This window comes from Belliella alkalica (assembly GCF_022549785.1).
GTDB lineage: Bacteria > Bacteroidota > Bacteroidia > Cytophagales > Cyclobacteriaceae > Belliella > Belliella alkalica.
This window is the reverse complement of sequence record NZ_JAKZGO010000002.1, coordinates 236,503-249,555: the sequence shown is the minus strand read 5'-3', so window position 1 is coordinate 249,555 and position 13,053 is coordinate 236,503. Positions and strand designations below refer to the sequence as shown.

The window sequence follows — 13,053 nt, the reverse complement described above, 5'->3', positions numbered from 1 at the left end:
TCAAATCAGGATTCATCAAGAAAATTCACGAATTAATTTCTACTGATATTCCCCAATCCATTAACATTTTCTTTGATGACTTTGGGATTTCCTGTATAGCTGATGGAGCCAATGCCATTTACTTCCATCGAAAGCTCACCAATACTATGTACAGAAACAGCTCCAATCCCGCTACTGATTACTTCCACGTCTTCAACGATAAATTTTGAGGCATTTATGCTTCCAATTCCTTCATTTGAAAGGTGAAATTTATCAGCGGCACCTTTTAGATCCATTTTACCGACAAAATTCAATTTGGTCACTAACTCACCTACTTCCAAGTCCAATTCCACATTTCCTACTCCTTCTCCTTTAATCTCAAGTTTCTCAAATGCCAATTGGCCTTCAGATTTGATCTGACCAACTCCCTCAAAATTTATTTTTTCAAGGCTTGTCACAGTCAAAAATATATTCGCTTCATTTTTTAGAAAATTTCTTTTCCCTTTTGTCTCCAAAGAAATCTTCAATTCTTTCCCTTTTTGATCAACTACTATTTCATCGACCAATTCTTCATTGCCTTCAAATCGAAGCGAAACTTCATCGCCCTGAATCAAAAACAGCTGAAAAGTTCCTTTGAGTGAAAGTTGATTAAACTCTGAAATACTCTTTTCACTTTCGATTACTTCTCCTTTGTATTCTGATATTTTGGCATCACAAGAGAATAAAATTATAGCAAGAATAAGTGTTAAGATGTAAGATGTGTTTTTCATGTTGTTACTGATTTGGTATTTTGAACAAAATTTAGAAATGTTCCTTTTCGTACAAAATGTTCGAAATATGGTCTTTGATAAACCAATCTAGTAAATTACACCATATTTTTCAGAACTACGGGTAATTATTTCGACTTACAAATCAATATGAGTTGACAATATTGTTAAACAATCTAACCCAATAACACCAAGTATTTCTTCCGATTCTCAAAAATCACCCAAAGGTTAATAAGCAACAAAACCAAAGCCATGATCAGTCCTGAGGGTGCGTTAAATATATGTGTAAGTACAATGCCTACCATGATAGGGAAAATCACAATCGCTCCCAAAGCTCTTGTCTTTGGCAAAATAAACAACGCTCCACCAATAATTTCAACTACAGCTACCAATGGCATCAACCATCCAATAACAGTAAATGCCTCCATTAGCTTTAACATGTCTTCTGGCAAGTCCTCTGGCATAGGCATATAATTGAAGAACTTGTTTAGGCCTGAGTTGATAAACAATAAACCAAACAATAGGCAAACAACAAATATAATTTTGCTTTTCATAAGTTAACAAATTAAGAATTTGGAATTAGGTTAGGGTCTGTAAACATCACTTCCCACTGATGTCCATCAAGGTCTGAGAAACAGTCATAATACATCCACTCATGATCTGAACTATCCTTGTATCTAGTGGCTCCATTATCAATGGCTAGTTTCACGATTTTATCAACTTCTTCTCTACTTTCCACTTCTATAGCTGTTAATACTTGTGTCGTAGAGCCATCTGCTATTGGTCTATTCGTGAAAGTGCTGAAAAATTCATGAGTTATCAGCATGGCATAAATTAGACCCTCGTTGAGAACTAGGCACAATGCTTTATCATCTGAAAACTGCTCGTCAAATGAAAACCCAAGGTTTGTCCAAAATTCCCTGGTTTTGTCAATATCCTTGATTGGTAGATTGACGTAAATTGATTTTACTTTCATACTGCTATTTTTTTTGAATTGACTATTGTTGAAAATCTTTATTATGAATATCCGCTTTCAAACCAGTACCCATATTTAATTAGGTACAAACTTTGAATTCAGCTGCTGTCGACTGTCGACTGTCATCCGTCGACGATTATCCGCTTGATCCAATTGTTTTATTTACCTTATGGTGTAATTGCGGATAATCATAATCTTTATTAATAATATATGATTATCCGCTACTTTGCCAGTAATGAAGTAAGCAAACCATCATGTTGCGGGTAATCTTATTTTTTAAATTTTTTGATCTGCAAATTCGTTTTCACAATGATCTTTTAGACGTTTTAAAAACATGGCCCAATTGTATCCACACCAACGAAAATAGTCTGTCTTCTCCTTCCAATTGTAGTGTTTAAGCACAATTTTAGTACTGCTCTGTTCTTGGGAAATTTCGAAAGAAACAAAAGTCCCTATCCATTCCTCATCCGAATCAATACATTCCCAAACCACTTTTTTTCCCTCTTCCAATACGGTGATTTTCATTTTAGTCAGGTAACCTTCGTCGAAGTCAAATTCATTGACAAAACCTACTTCTTGTTTTACCTTCAATTTTTTAGTCCAGACAGTGGCTAATCCTTCTTCTTTGGTAATCGCTTCGTAAACTATAAGTGAAGCAGCCTTGATATAATTGATTTGCTCTATGCTTTCCATTGAATAAATAGTGGTTTGTTTTTGAAACATTACCCAAAAAAAATGGTTCTTTCAGAGAAGTGCTTTGCGCTCCAGGAAAAATGTCTTTTGGTAAGACTTAGATTAAAATCTGACAGGGCTTTACTTCAATGCATTTTTGATGCTTTTTTGGTTGCTTTACCTGTCAGACGCCATCTTTTTCCTATACTACTAAGTTTTATTTACTTTCCTGAGGGACAATGAAACATCCACTGAATCCCAAACTTATCGGTACAACTACCATAATAATCGCCCCAAAACATGTCTTGAAGCTCCATGGTGATTTTCCCATCTTCGGCGAGTGAATTGAAATACTTTTGGACTTCCTCTTTGCTGTCCAGATGCAAGCTGATATGTGTATTGTTTCCTATGTTCACATCAAAACCCATAGTCACTGGACAATCTGATCCCATCAAAAGATGCCCTCCCACTATTGGAAGTGTCATGTTCATGATAAGGCCTTTGTCTTCTTCAGCAGCAGGAGGAAATTCATCGGATGGTGGCATATCACCATATCTGTGTACCCCTTCGATAAAATCAGTTCCAAATACTTCCTTGTAAAAATTAAATGCTGCTTCGGTCTCCCGAGCGAAATTGAGATAAGTGCTAACTACTGCCATTTTTTCTGATATCTATTGTTCACAAATTGATTTTAAAATCCCTAAAGCTTTGGGCCAAGCTTCTTGAAAGTATTCCTTATGTTCCAAATTGGAATCAAGCTTCACTTTTAATGTCGTTTGATTATTTTGACTTTCGAATTGATATTCTTCTATAGCTCCAAGCCAGCCAATTACTTCAGGACCATCTAATATTTCTTTCCCTTTATCGAAAATACCGTAATGCTCAATACTTACTATTTCGTTGGGGATTAACTTTTTGATCCTTGATACCATTCCACCTTCATTACCCTTCTCATCGAGTCCAAGAAAAATCATTTTCTCGCCTTCTTCCCATTTCCCTCTGTAAAATGAACTTGGATGAAATGCTGAAGTCCATTTCCTGTATGTTTCATCAGCAAGCATCGTTTCATATACTTTTTCGACTGCTGCATTTATATCTATCTGAAAATTTAACAGCTCCATTTTTGTCAGACTTTCTGTATAACTTTTGAAGTTGTTCAGAATAGCCTGCCAGCCATTTTTCTGCATTTCAGAAGCGTTTTCTTGTTCGGCTTCAAACTTCTCTGTCACTAATACATGATCTTCGTACTGTTCGAAATTTACCCATACTTTCCTATTATCTCCAAGGGTATATGCTATAGATTCACTTTCGTTGATTTCATCGAATACTCCATGAAAATCAAACTCCATGGATCCGTCTTTGGCTGCCATCTTGTAATTGAACTTGCCTCCTGGGACAAGGTCAATTTCCGCACTCGGGCAGTGCCAAGTATCACTTGCAAAATTCCAATTGACTATGTGGATAGGTAAGGTCCAAGCCCTCCAAACTTGGAACATTGGTGCATAGACTTTTGAACTGATATTAATTAAGGTCTGCATTGGGTCTAAGTGTTTAAATTCTAAATAATACACTACAAATTTATAAAATATAAAAACCGTTGTTTCATGTTGAAAACGACAGAAAAAAGGGGAATTGCGACAAATTTTTAGTCCAGTGTTAATACTCAGTAAAAAAAATCATGACACTAATTATGTTATGACCTAAACATTACCTTTCCATTATCCCATACTTATATCTGTAATCAACAGGCGAGATACCCGAATATTTTTTGAAAACATCTCTAAATGATTTGGAATCTGCATAGCCAACATCATACATGACTTCGCTGACGGTTTTCCTGGTTTTTTCCAAGTCCCGTTTGGCTGCCTCTACCCTTACTCTTTGGATATATTCGACCAATGTATTACTGGTGGCTTGTTTGAACCTTCTTTCCATTGTTCGTCGAACCATATTGAATTTGCTGCACAATTCATCCACATTGATCTTTTCTTGAAAATTCTTCTCAACATAGACTTGAATATCTTTCACGGCATTATCAGCATGATCTTTTTGACCTGTGAAAATGATAAACTCAGATTGGGAATTTCTACCCATATCTATTTGAAATATCTTCGAACAGTAGATAGCCGCTTCCCTATCAATAAATTTCTCTATCAGATACAATATCAAATTTGCTGAAGAAAATGCTCCTCCACCTGTATAAATCCCATCATCGTCCGTCATTAAGCTATCTGGTGCCAAGTCTGTTTTTGGAAATAATTTCCTGAACTGATCAGTCGCTTTCCAGTGGGTTACGCACTTTTTTCCATTCAACAAACCTGTGCTTCCCAAAATAAATGCTCCCAAACATAAGGAAACCACTTCGGAACCTCCTGTGTATTGGCGGCTGATCCAATCAAAAAACCCTTGATTTGCCATGATTCCCTCTTGCAAATCAAATTGTACCGGAGGAATGATTATCAGGTCCGTTTTTGAAACTTGGTCGATGGTTTTGTCAGGCTTGATGGTATATAGGCCATTGTTAAGCCTTACTTCAGGCTCTACCCCAACCAATTCAACATTGAATACCTCAGGCTTTCCTTTCATTCTCAAATATTCGTTGGCTTCAAGTAGGCCATGCCTGGCATTTTCCATGCTCCCAAGGTTGACATGGTTTAAAAGTAAGATGGAAACATGTTTCATATTTCAAAGGTCACAATTATCAATGTCGCAATCAACCTCAGAAAATGTCGTGATTGCATATTAAAGTTAAACTTTTCTCTTGATAATTTTGTAATGACGCTTTAATCTTCAAAAAAGAAAAAATGGTAGAAGTTTTTTGTACGAATATTCAGGATCCTACTACAGCTAATAGGATCCTGAACGAAATCGAAGGGAAATTCCCTAGGTTGAAAGCGAATTTTGACTTGGAAGATTGCGATAAGATCCTCAGAATAGAATTTTCAACAGATTTTGAGCCGAAAGAAATTATCGAATTGGTAAGCCATCATGGGCATTCCATCTGTGTACTTGAAGATATTATTTACCCAATCTGCTAGATATTGTGAAGCTTGATTTTGTTGAAGAGCGTTTTTCTATCAATACCGAGCTGCTTAGCTACTTTAGTTTTGTTATAGTTATTTTCCAATAGGGCTTTTTTGATTGCATCAGCTTCAGCTTGTGCTGCTATCTCCTTTAGATCTACTAATTCCTCTTGTTTCTGAATATTTGGCTGGGATGAAGTGAAAGGTTGTGGCGATGCTTCACCTTGAAAATTAAACTTATTGGCATGCACGATTTCATGTGGAATTGCACTGATTTCTACATTTTCTCCATCGGTCAAGAGAAGCGATCTTCTTATGATATTTCTCATCTCTCTCAAGTTGCCAGGCCATTCGTATCTCATAAACAATTCACTGACTTCTTTGGAAAACCCTTTAACATCTTTTTTCAACTCAATATTCGCAGCACTCAAAAAATGTTCTGCAAAGAGCATAATGTCTTTTCCTCTTTCCCTCAAAGCTGGAACATTGATAATAAACTCATTGAATCTATAGAATAGATCTTCTCTGAATTTACCTTTGCTGACTGATTCTTTAAGGTTTTCATTTGAAGCAACGATAATTCGTACATCAATGGTTTTGTCGTTGACCCCTCCTATTCTTCTAAGCTTCTTTTCTTGTACCAATCTTAGCAAACCTATTTGGATATCGTAAGAAAGGTTGGCAATTTCATCCAAAAAAATAGTCCCACCATCCGCAATTTCAAATTGTCCTTGCTTGGCAGACTGTGCACCAGTAAAAGCGCCTTTTTCATGCCCCCATAATTCACTCCCAGCCAAATCCCTAGTCAATGCACCACAGTCTATTGGCACAAAAGGCATGTCTTTTCTCTCACTTAAATTATGGATTGTTCTGGCAATGTTTTCCTTACCAGCACCACTTTCTCCGTAAATGATCACACTGAAATTTGTCGGTGCGACCAAGCTTACTTCCTTCAAAAGACTTTTTGAAGCTTCACCTTTACCCCAGATATAATCTTGTGTATCCAATTGCGGCGTTTCAGAAGATTTATCTTTCTTTTTATTTATATTTTCTTCAACCGCAGGAACCACGGAAGGCGTATTCATGGCCCTGTCAATAAGACTCAGAATTTCATCCGGAATGAGGGGCTTTACTACATAATCAAATGCTCCTTTCTTCATCACTTCTACAGCAACACGGACATCTGAATAGCCTGTTATGATGGCCAATTTTGTTTCAGGAGAGATTTTTTTTACTTCTTGTAGAATATCAGGACCTTCTATATCCCGTAGTTTGAAATCACAAAGAATCAGATCAAACTTCTGTGATTTCACTAATTCAATACCATTTTTTCCACTTAAGGTGGTTTCCACTTGGTGACCTTTGGTGGTCAAAAACCTCTTGAGGAGGTTACAAATATCAAGATTATCGTCAATTACTAATATGTTGGCCATAATACGGGTGATTTTTTCAATTAATCAACAAGTCAATTTCGTCGAAGGAAAAAGGTTTACTCAAAAATGCCAGTGCACCTTTAGACTTTGCTTCATCTCTCATTATTTTTTGATCAAAAGCGCTCATCATAATTACATTTAACCGAGGTTGAATACTTTTTAGGTTTGGTAATGAGTCTAGCCCATTTCCGTCAGGGAGATTTATATCTAAAAATAAGAAATCTGGCGTTAAGTTTTGCAGTTGATACTTACCGTCTGTCAAATTAACTGCTGTATGTACTTCAAATCCTTTTCTTTTCAAAAACCGAGATAACAAATTCAAAATCCCTACCTCATCATCTATAATCAAAACGCTCCTTTTTCCCATTTTCTCTTTGATATTGAAATCCCCTTATAAAATCCCTGTTTGAAGAATTTTTGACCTGTTATGATAAACTAATTAAACATAAACCAAAAGACAAAGCTATTGCCTTTTGGTTTATATACTAATTTTGGTTGTCAGTGTTCAGCTTTTTTTTCGACAATAGGTACTAAACCCTTCGACCCGAAATTACTCTGAACAATATTGAGATAACGGCTAATACCAATAAGATGTGTATCAAACCACCTACACTGTAAACGAACGCACCAAAGATCCATCCGATTATTAAGATTACCGCGATTATGTACAATAGATTTCCCATTTTTTTTATATTTTAAATTTAAATAATATTTTAATGAAATATTTCCAAACTTTGTGCCTTAATAGATTAAAGTGCATAATGACGTTAAATGAAGTATAATCTTGATCATATTTTTTTAGCTGATGAATTTACGGGGAAAAAGCACCCCGAAACGCGTACCAATCTTTGAAATAATTAATCTAAAAATGTACAAAATCAAATCATTTTCTATTCTCACTTTGATTCTAATCGTAATTAGTGGTGCTATTTCACTATATACAATATTTAGAGTCAAACATCTTAACAATGCCAATAACCTAACAAGTCAAATGGTGGACTTCACCAATGACATTCATATTATGTCATTGGAAAACGAAATAGCTATTTTGAGTTATGCCACTACATATGACTCGATCTTTTTGGATAGTATAAGTAAGATTCAGGGTAATATTTCAAAAAAGCTCGATAGTCTTAGGGATTTCAACAGTTCACTTGGTTACAATGATGACTTGCTTAATAGTCTAGAAAGTAACATAAAAGAAAGAAATGAGGTTTTTGAAAACTCCCAAAAAGATAATATTGATTATGAAAGTTACTTGCAATATGTAAGAGAAAATAGATATAAAAACTTCTTGAAATTTGGCCAAAAAATCAAAAGCTTGAATCATATTTTATTGGAAGAACAGCAAGCTTCTCTCAACCAAAAAGAAAGAGGGCTGTTGAATAACCTGAACATCCTTACTATTATAGTATTGGCGGTAACGGGAATATCAATCCTCGCTGTGATTATCAGTTTCAAAGCATTCTACAGCTACAAAAAGGAACAAGAAGAATCATCTAAACAATTGGCGGACTACAAGGAATTGCTGGAAGCCCAAGTCAACCAATTGAATATCACGAACAAAGAACTTGAGCAATTTGCATACGTTGCATCACATGATTTGCAAGAGCCACTTAGAAAAATCACATCATTCAATGACTTGTTGCAGGAACAATATGGGGATTCGTTAGAAGGAGATGGGAAGCTTTATCTGGATAGAATCGCTTTTGCAGCAAACAGGATGCGAAAATTAATCACAGATCTTTTGGAATACAGTCGAGCAGGTAGGCAGAAGGAGGAAGAGGTGATTTTAGATTTGGAAGAAGTGGTAAACGAAGTAGTCGATGATCTATATGTAGTAGTCAAAGAGAAAAAAGCTGTTATTGAAACTAACAATCTTCCAAAAACATTGGGGACATATATTGACTGGAGAACAGTTTTTCAGAATTTGATTAGCAATGCTATAAAATTCTCAAAAAAAGACATTCCTCCTCATATTTTAATCAGTTCTAAAATTGCAGACGAGGAATTGATAAAAAGAAAAATCAACGAGCCAGATATGGAACTTGATTATTTTCATTTGACGATTAAGGATAATGGGATAGGATTTAACCCTGATTATGCTGAAAAAATCTTTATAATTTTCCAACGTTTATTTGGTAAAGATGTCTATGAAGGAACAGGAATAGGACTAGCAATTTGTAAAAAAATATTTGAAAAAATGGGTGGAACTATCTTCGCAGAATCGATAGAAGGAGAAGGCGCCACATTTCACATGATATTCCCAAATTACCAAAATCATAACCCTTAAGTAAATTATACTAGTAAAAGACAATTTATTTGAATAAAAATACAATCTTATTGATATCTTGTTTTATAGTTAAAATTAATAATAGGCTTTATTAATAAATATTTTAATTAACTTCGTGTTAACTGAACAAAAATTAGCCCACCGCACAAATGAAAAATGATAAAACAATGAACATATTGGTTGCAGAAGATGATATTGATGACAGGCTTCTCATAACTAAAGCTTTCAAAGAATCTTTTGACAAAGCCAACCTTATTTGTGTTGAAAATGGAGAAATCTTGTTGTCATACCTAAGAAGAGAAGGTAAATATAAAGACCAAGACAAATATCCTGCTCCCAATCTAATATTATTGGATTTGAACATGCCAAAAAAAGACGGTAGAGAAGCTTTGGTTGAAATCAAATCAGATGAGAATTTCAAAACGATCCCCGTGATCATATTTACGACTTCTCAACTTGAAGATGATATCAAAGCCACATATACGAGTGGTACTAATAGCTATATCACAAAACCAGGAACTTTTGATGGGCTTCTATCAGTTGGAAAAGAATTGCAAACTTATTGGGGAAAAACAGTTTTGTTGCCTAACTAAGTTTTGTATTTATGTATATCCGCATTCTCAAACATAGCCAACCATATTGATATATGATTACCCGCAATGACATCAGTAGGTGAAAATATCACTTAATTATTATGCGAATAAACCTCAACTACGCCACGGCGCACAAGAATCTGCAGTCATCCGACCTCAGCTGATTGAAATGAACTTCAAACAATATTATTAATGGCTACTGGTTTAAAAGCGGATATACACATTGATTTATTTTAAATCAACCTATGAACTATTTACTAATCGACTAATACCTAGTTAAGATTATCCGCATCATTTTATTTGAAAATTCAACTAAAGGTATCAATGCGGATCATCATATTAATCTATTACCGATGCCAATGAAAGACAGTAAGAAAAAAGTATTGTTTGTAGATGATGACCCTGAGGATTTTTTCCTGATTGAAATAATGCTCAGGAGCTACAAAATGATAGATTTTGAACTGACTCATGCGAAAAACTTCAAAGAAACAGAAGAACATCTTTCAGAAAACTTTGATGCTTACCTTGTAGATTACAGATTAGGATCTGAATCAGGTATAGAAGTGTTGGGGCTGATCAAAGGTAGATCCAAACATGCCCCTGTGATTATCTTGACCGGAATGGAAAATGGTCAGGTGGACAACCAAGCTATGGAGTTTGGCGCTGCTGACTATCTCGTCAAAGGGGCTTTTGATGGACAAATGCTCGGAAGAACAATCCGATATGCCATCCGAGATGCCGAACTGCACGAAAGTCTGGAAATTGCAGGAAGAAAGTTCAAAAATATTTTTGAAAGATCTGCCGACCCAATAATCCTAATCAATCAAGATTCTCTCATAATGGATTTTAACCCTTCTTTTGTCCAAAAATTTGGTTACAATCCCGAAGAGTCAGATTTTCACGCCCTATATTTCACTGATCTTTTGGTGGATAAAAAGGATAAAACTTTTCTCAAAAACAATCTGAATTCAAACTTTGGTGTACTTGATTTTGAAGCAAAAATCAAAGTCAACAAAAATCAAAATATTGTAGCTTTACTCAGTATCGTGATGAATGAGTCCAACAAAGGCTTGTTCCAGATCATGATCAAAGATCTCACTGAATTTAAAATCAGAAACGAGGAACTGTTTAATTTGAGAAGATTCTCTTCTACTGGTCGGATTGCCAGAATTTTGGCACATGAGGTGAAAAATCCATTGACTACCATACTCTTGTCAGCAGAACAGCTAGGCTATGAACTACCAAAAGAGGTCAAAGAAGAAAGTGGTGATTTGATCGAGTCTATAAAGAAAAATTGTTCGAGAATCAATCAATTGATCACTGAATTGCTGGAGTCCACCAGATTTACCGAGCTAAAATCAGAAAGATATTCATTGAATAAGCTTGTAGAAGAAGCATTGGAGGAAGTTGAAGGAAGAATAAATCTTAAATGCATAGAATTAATCAAAGATCTCGATCCAGATGTAGGGAATGTAAATCTTGATGTGGAAAAAGTGAAAATCGCTTTTGTAAATATCTTGGTCAATGCCGTGGAAGCAATGGATGGTAAAAAAGGTATCTTGGAAGTCAAAACTTGCATTAAATCCAATAAATGTATTGTGGAAATTTCTGATAATGGTGCTGGAATACCTCAGGAAAACCTTGATCGTCTATTCGAGCCATTTTATACTAGCAAACCGACAGGCTCTGGTCTAGGTCTTACCAATACCCAAAATATCATCTTCAGCCATGGTGGTTCTATAAGAGTCCAAAGTAAAGAAGGCGTAGGTACTACATTTTACATATCATTAGATTGCGGATAATTTCAATACTCAGATTTTTAAAAAAAATCATTCTATAATTTCAAAAAGGGCTATCCAAAAAATTGGATAGCCCTTTTTGATTATAATTAAAAAATATATTGATTCTGATTAACCTTGCAAATCAAGTTTGATTTTCTGATACCTTGTTTGGATTTCACTGCCTAATTTATCAGCATTTTTTTCCAACCAATCCCAACTCTCTTTTGCACCTTCTTCAATGTCATCAGCTGTTGTTTTTGCACCTTTCTTAGCTTTTGAAGTATTCTGTTCCCACCAAGTTTCTACATTGGTCATGTGCATTTCGGCATCTGCTTCCCATTTATCAGTTTTGTTTTTGGCTTCCATTTTGGCTTCTTCATACTCCCTCTCCAATTCTCTCCAGTCCTCTTTTGCTTCTTCGCTGGCATCTGTATAAGCCATCTCAACATTACTTACCAGTTGATTGTACCTACGGTCTAGCATAGTCCAATTGTGGTTGGCATCCCTTTCTACTGCTATTTCAACACTGTCCACAAAACTTTCTAGATTTTTGATACTTTCAGTTTGCTCCTCTGTATTTCCTTTAGGTTCACAAGAAACTACCAGGAATAACCCCATTCCCATTCCCAATAAAATTGCTTTAGTACGTTCCATAATTAAGTATTGTTTTGTTTAATATTGTTTCTTTTTCTTCAAACAATTACAAACATGATTCCAATAAAGATTATTTCATTTTTATAGGAACAATTGAACGTCAAAACATTGATAGTAAGACGTTTGAGTATTTTTAATCAACCCTTATCATGAAAAAAAATAGTGAACTTAGTAGTGAGAAAATTCCACATTCAAAGGAATATTTACCCCAACACATCTAACTAATATTGTAATATTTATATTTAAACTAATAAAAATATGATTCTTAGTACAAAGATTCTAAAAAATTAATAAAAAGATTCATTTATTCATGTATTGGCAATCATTTCCCCATCTTATGGCTTTTAGTCCACATAGATTTTAGATTGAATTGAAGAATAAAACCAGTTAAAAATAAATATATGCGTTTTTGGTCAATTTGAATCGATTTTCTAATATTCATATGAAATGGTACAGAATATGAAATATACTTTTTAAATAAATCAATAACCAACTAAATTATTTAACTATGAGCGCTTTTGAAGATAAAATGAAAGGCAATTGGAATGAGATTAAAGGAAAACTCAAGCAAAAATACGGTGAATTAACCGATGATGATTTGGTTTATGCAGAAGGTAAATCTGAAGAAGTCCTTGGGAAAATTCAAAAAAGAACAGGCAAAACCAAGGAAGAAGTAAAGGGTTATATCGACTCTTTATAATTCCAGTAGTCTCCGATCTTACTAGTAAAAACCCGGTTTAAAACCGGGTTTTTCTGTTTGTAGCCATATCTGATTTTTACACATTGATGACTAAAGAATGAAATTCATTTGAATGAGTTTCCTTTATGATTATCAGCAAATTAAACACTTTAAATCATTCACTTTACTCATTGATTTTTAAG

Annotated in this window: 16 protein-coding genes; 5 read left to right on the top strand and 11 right to left on the bottom strand. The window is 34.8% G+C overall.

The genetic code is table 11. The features are described from left to right. Positions 1-32: 32 nt before the first annotated feature. The 7 genes from MM213_RS03275 to MM213_RS03245 form a co-directional block, all read right to left on the bottom strand. A complete protein-coding gene (locus MM213_RS03275; RefSeq protein WP_241410076.1) occupies positions 33-749 on the bottom strand; it encodes a head GIN domain-containing protein in 717 nt (238 codons plus the stop codon). Positions 750-922: 173 nt separating this feature from the next. After that, complete coding sequence (locus MM213_RS03270) at positions 923-1,300, bottom strand: DoxX family membrane protein (RefSeq protein WP_241410075.1); 378 nt, start codon at positions 1,298-1,300, stop codon at positions 923-925. An 11-nt stretch (positions 1,301-1,311) separates the two neighbouring features. Further along, positions 1,312-1,722 (bottom strand): VOC family protein, encoded by a 411-nt coding sequence (locus MM213_RS03265; protein ID WP_241410074.1) that lies wholly within the window; start codon positions 1,720-1,722, stop codon positions 1,312-1,314. A 276-nt stretch (positions 1,723-1,998) separates the two neighbouring features. Then, positions 1,999-2,415 carry an SRPBCC family protein gene (locus MM213_RS03260; protein WP_241410073.1) on the bottom strand — a complete coding sequence of 139 codons (417 nt, stop codon included), beginning with the start codon at positions 2,413-2,415 and terminating at the stop codon, positions 1,999-2,001. 200 nt (positions 2,416-2,615) lie between these two features. Continuing rightward, the gene (locus MM213_RS03255; protein ID WP_241410072.1) at positions 2,616-3,053 is read right to left on the bottom strand and encodes a VOC family protein; all 438 of its coding nucleotides are present in this window, start codon (positions 3,051-3,053) and stop codon (positions 2,616-2,618) included. A gap of 12 nt (positions 3,054-3,065) precedes the next feature. Beyond that, a complete protein-coding gene (locus MM213_RS03250; protein WP_241410071.1) occupies positions 3,066-3,932 on the bottom strand; it encodes an SRPBCC family protein in 867 nt (288 codons plus the stop codon). A 169-nt stretch (positions 3,933-4,101) separates the two neighbouring features. After that, positions 4,102-5,076, bottom strand: a complete 975-nt coding sequence (locus MM213_RS03245) for a GlxA family transcriptional regulator (protein WP_241410070.1) — start codon at positions 5,074-5,076, stop codon at positions 4,102-4,104. A 122-nt stretch (positions 5,077-5,198) separates the two neighbouring features. On the opposite strand from MM213_RS03245, the gene MM213_RS03240 reads away from it, so the two are divergent. Beyond that, a complete protein-coding gene (locus MM213_RS03240) occupies positions 5,199-5,432 on the top strand; it encodes a hypothetical protein (RefSeq protein ID WP_241410069.1) in 234 nt (77 codons plus the stop codon). Here the strand turns inward: MM213_RS03240 and MM213_RS03235 are convergent. The 3 genes from MM213_RS03235 to MM213_RS03225 form a co-directional block, all read right to left on the bottom strand. Next, positions 5,429-6,850, bottom strand: coding sequence for a sigma-54-dependent transcriptional regulator (locus MM213_RS03235; protein WP_241410068.1), 1,422 nt, complete (start codon positions 6,848-6,850; stop codon positions 5,429-5,431). The two genes, MM213_RS03240 and MM213_RS03235, sit on opposite strands and share 4 nt — an antisense overlap. A 16-nt stretch (positions 6,851-6,866) precedes the next feature. Further along, a complete protein-coding gene (locus MM213_RS03230) occupies positions 6,867-7,217 on the bottom strand; it encodes a response regulator (RefSeq protein ID WP_241410067.1) in 351 nt (116 codons plus the stop codon). Positions 7,218-7,380: 163 nt separating this feature from the next. Then, entirely contained in the window at positions 7,381-7,533 is a 153-nt protein-coding gene (locus MM213_RS03225) for a lmo0937 family membrane protein (RefSeq protein ID WP_241410066.1), read from the bottom strand. Positions 7,534-7,718: 185 nt separating this feature from the next. Here MM213_RS03225 and MM213_RS03220 point away from each other — a divergent pair, with 185 nt between their 5' ends. The 3 genes from MM213_RS03220 to MM213_RS03210 all read left to right on the top strand — a co-directional run bounded on the left by MM213_RS03220 (position 7,719) and on the right by MM213_RS03210 (position 11,538). Further along, the gene (locus MM213_RS03220) at positions 7,719-9,143 is read left to right on the top strand and encodes a sensor histidine kinase (RefSeq protein WP_241410065.1); all 1,425 of its coding nucleotides are present in this window, start codon (positions 7,719-7,721) and stop codon (positions 9,141-9,143) included. Between the two features lie 149 nt (positions 9,144-9,292). Continuing rightward, a complete protein-coding gene (locus MM213_RS03215) occupies positions 9,293-9,736 on the top strand; it encodes a response regulator (protein ID WP_241410064.1) in 444 nt (147 codons plus the stop codon). 353 nt (positions 9,737-10,089) lie between these two features. Next, positions 10,090-11,538 carry a hybrid sensor histidine kinase/response regulator gene (locus tag MM213_RS03210; protein WP_241410063.1) on the top strand — a complete coding sequence of 483 codons (1,449 nt, stop codon included), beginning with the start codon at positions 10,090-10,092 and terminating at the stop codon, positions 11,536-11,538. Positions 11,539-11,646: 108 nt separating this feature from the next. On the opposite strand, the gene MM213_RS03205 is transcribed toward MM213_RS03210, so the two are convergent. Further along, positions 11,647-12,171, bottom strand: a complete 525-nt coding sequence (locus MM213_RS03205) for a hypothetical protein (protein WP_241410062.1) — start codon at positions 12,169-12,171, stop codon at positions 11,647-11,649. A 508-nt stretch (positions 12,172-12,679) separates the two neighbouring features. On the opposite strand from MM213_RS03205, the gene MM213_RS03200 reads away from it, so the two are divergent. Further along, positions 12,680-12,871, top strand: a complete 192-nt coding sequence (locus MM213_RS03200) for a CsbD family protein (protein ID WP_241410061.1) — start codon at positions 12,680-12,682, stop codon at positions 12,869-12,871. Positions 12,872-13,053 lie beyond the last annotated feature (182 nt).

Bases quoted from the DNA above. Each gene is read 5' to 3' on its own strand.
- MM213_RS03275 (WP_241410076.1), bottom strand. From the start codon at position 749: ATGAAAAACACATCTTACATCTTAACACTTATTCTTGCTATAATTTTA.
- MM213_RS03270 (WP_241410075.1), bottom strand. From the start codon at position 1,300: ATGAAAAGCAAAATTATATTTGTTGTTTGCCTATTGTTTGGTTTATTG.
- MM213_RS03265 (WP_241410074.1), bottom strand. From the start codon at position 1,722: ATGAAAGTAAAATCAATTTACGTCAATCTACCAATCAAGGATATTGAC.
- MM213_RS03260 (WP_241410073.1), bottom strand. From the start codon at position 2,415: ATGGAAAGCATAGAGCAAATCAATTATATCAAGGCTGCTTCACTTATA.
- MM213_RS03255 (WP_241410072.1), bottom strand. From the start codon at position 3,053: ATGGCAGTAGTTAGCACTTATCTCAATTTCGCTCGGGAGACCGAAGCA.
- MM213_RS03250 (WP_241410071.1), bottom strand. From the start codon at position 3,932: ATGCAGACCTTAATTAATATCAGTTCAAAAGTCTATGCACCAATGTTC.
- MM213_RS03245 (WP_241410070.1), bottom strand. From the start codon at position 5,076: ATGAAACATGTTTCCATCTTACTTTTAAACCATGTCAACCTTGGGAGC.
- MM213_RS03240 (WP_241410069.1), top strand. From the start codon at position 5,199: ATGGTAGAAGTTTTTTGTACGAATATTCAGGATCCTACTACAGCTAAT.
- MM213_RS03235 (WP_241410068.1), bottom strand. From the start codon at position 6,850: ATGGCCAACATATTAGTAATTGACGATAATCTTGATATTTGTAACCTC.
- MM213_RS03230 (WP_241410067.1), bottom strand. From the start codon at position 7,217: ATGGGAAAAAGGAGCGTTTTGATTATAGATGATGAGGTAGGGATTTTG.
- MM213_RS03225 (WP_241410066.1), bottom strand. From the start codon at position 7,533: ATGGGAAATCTATTGTACATAATCGCGGTAATCTTAATAATCGGATGG.
- MM213_RS03220 (WP_241410065.1), top strand. From the start codon at position 7,719: ATGTACAAAATCAAATCATTTTCTATTCTCACTTTGATTCTAATCGTA.
- MM213_RS03215 (WP_241410064.1), top strand. From the start codon at position 9,293: ATGAAAAATGATAAAACAATGAACATATTGGTTGCAGAAGATGATATT.
- MM213_RS03210 (WP_241410063.1), top strand. From the start codon at position 10,090: ATGCCAATGAAAGACAGTAAGAAAAAAGTATTGTTTGTAGATGATGAC.
- MM213_RS03205 (WP_241410062.1), bottom strand. From the start codon at position 12,171: ATGGAACGTACTAAAGCAATTTTATTGGGAATGGGAATGGGGTTATTC.
- MM213_RS03200 (WP_241410061.1), top strand. From the start codon at position 12,680: ATGAGCGCTTTTGAAGATAAAATGAAAGGCAATTGGAATGAGATTAAA.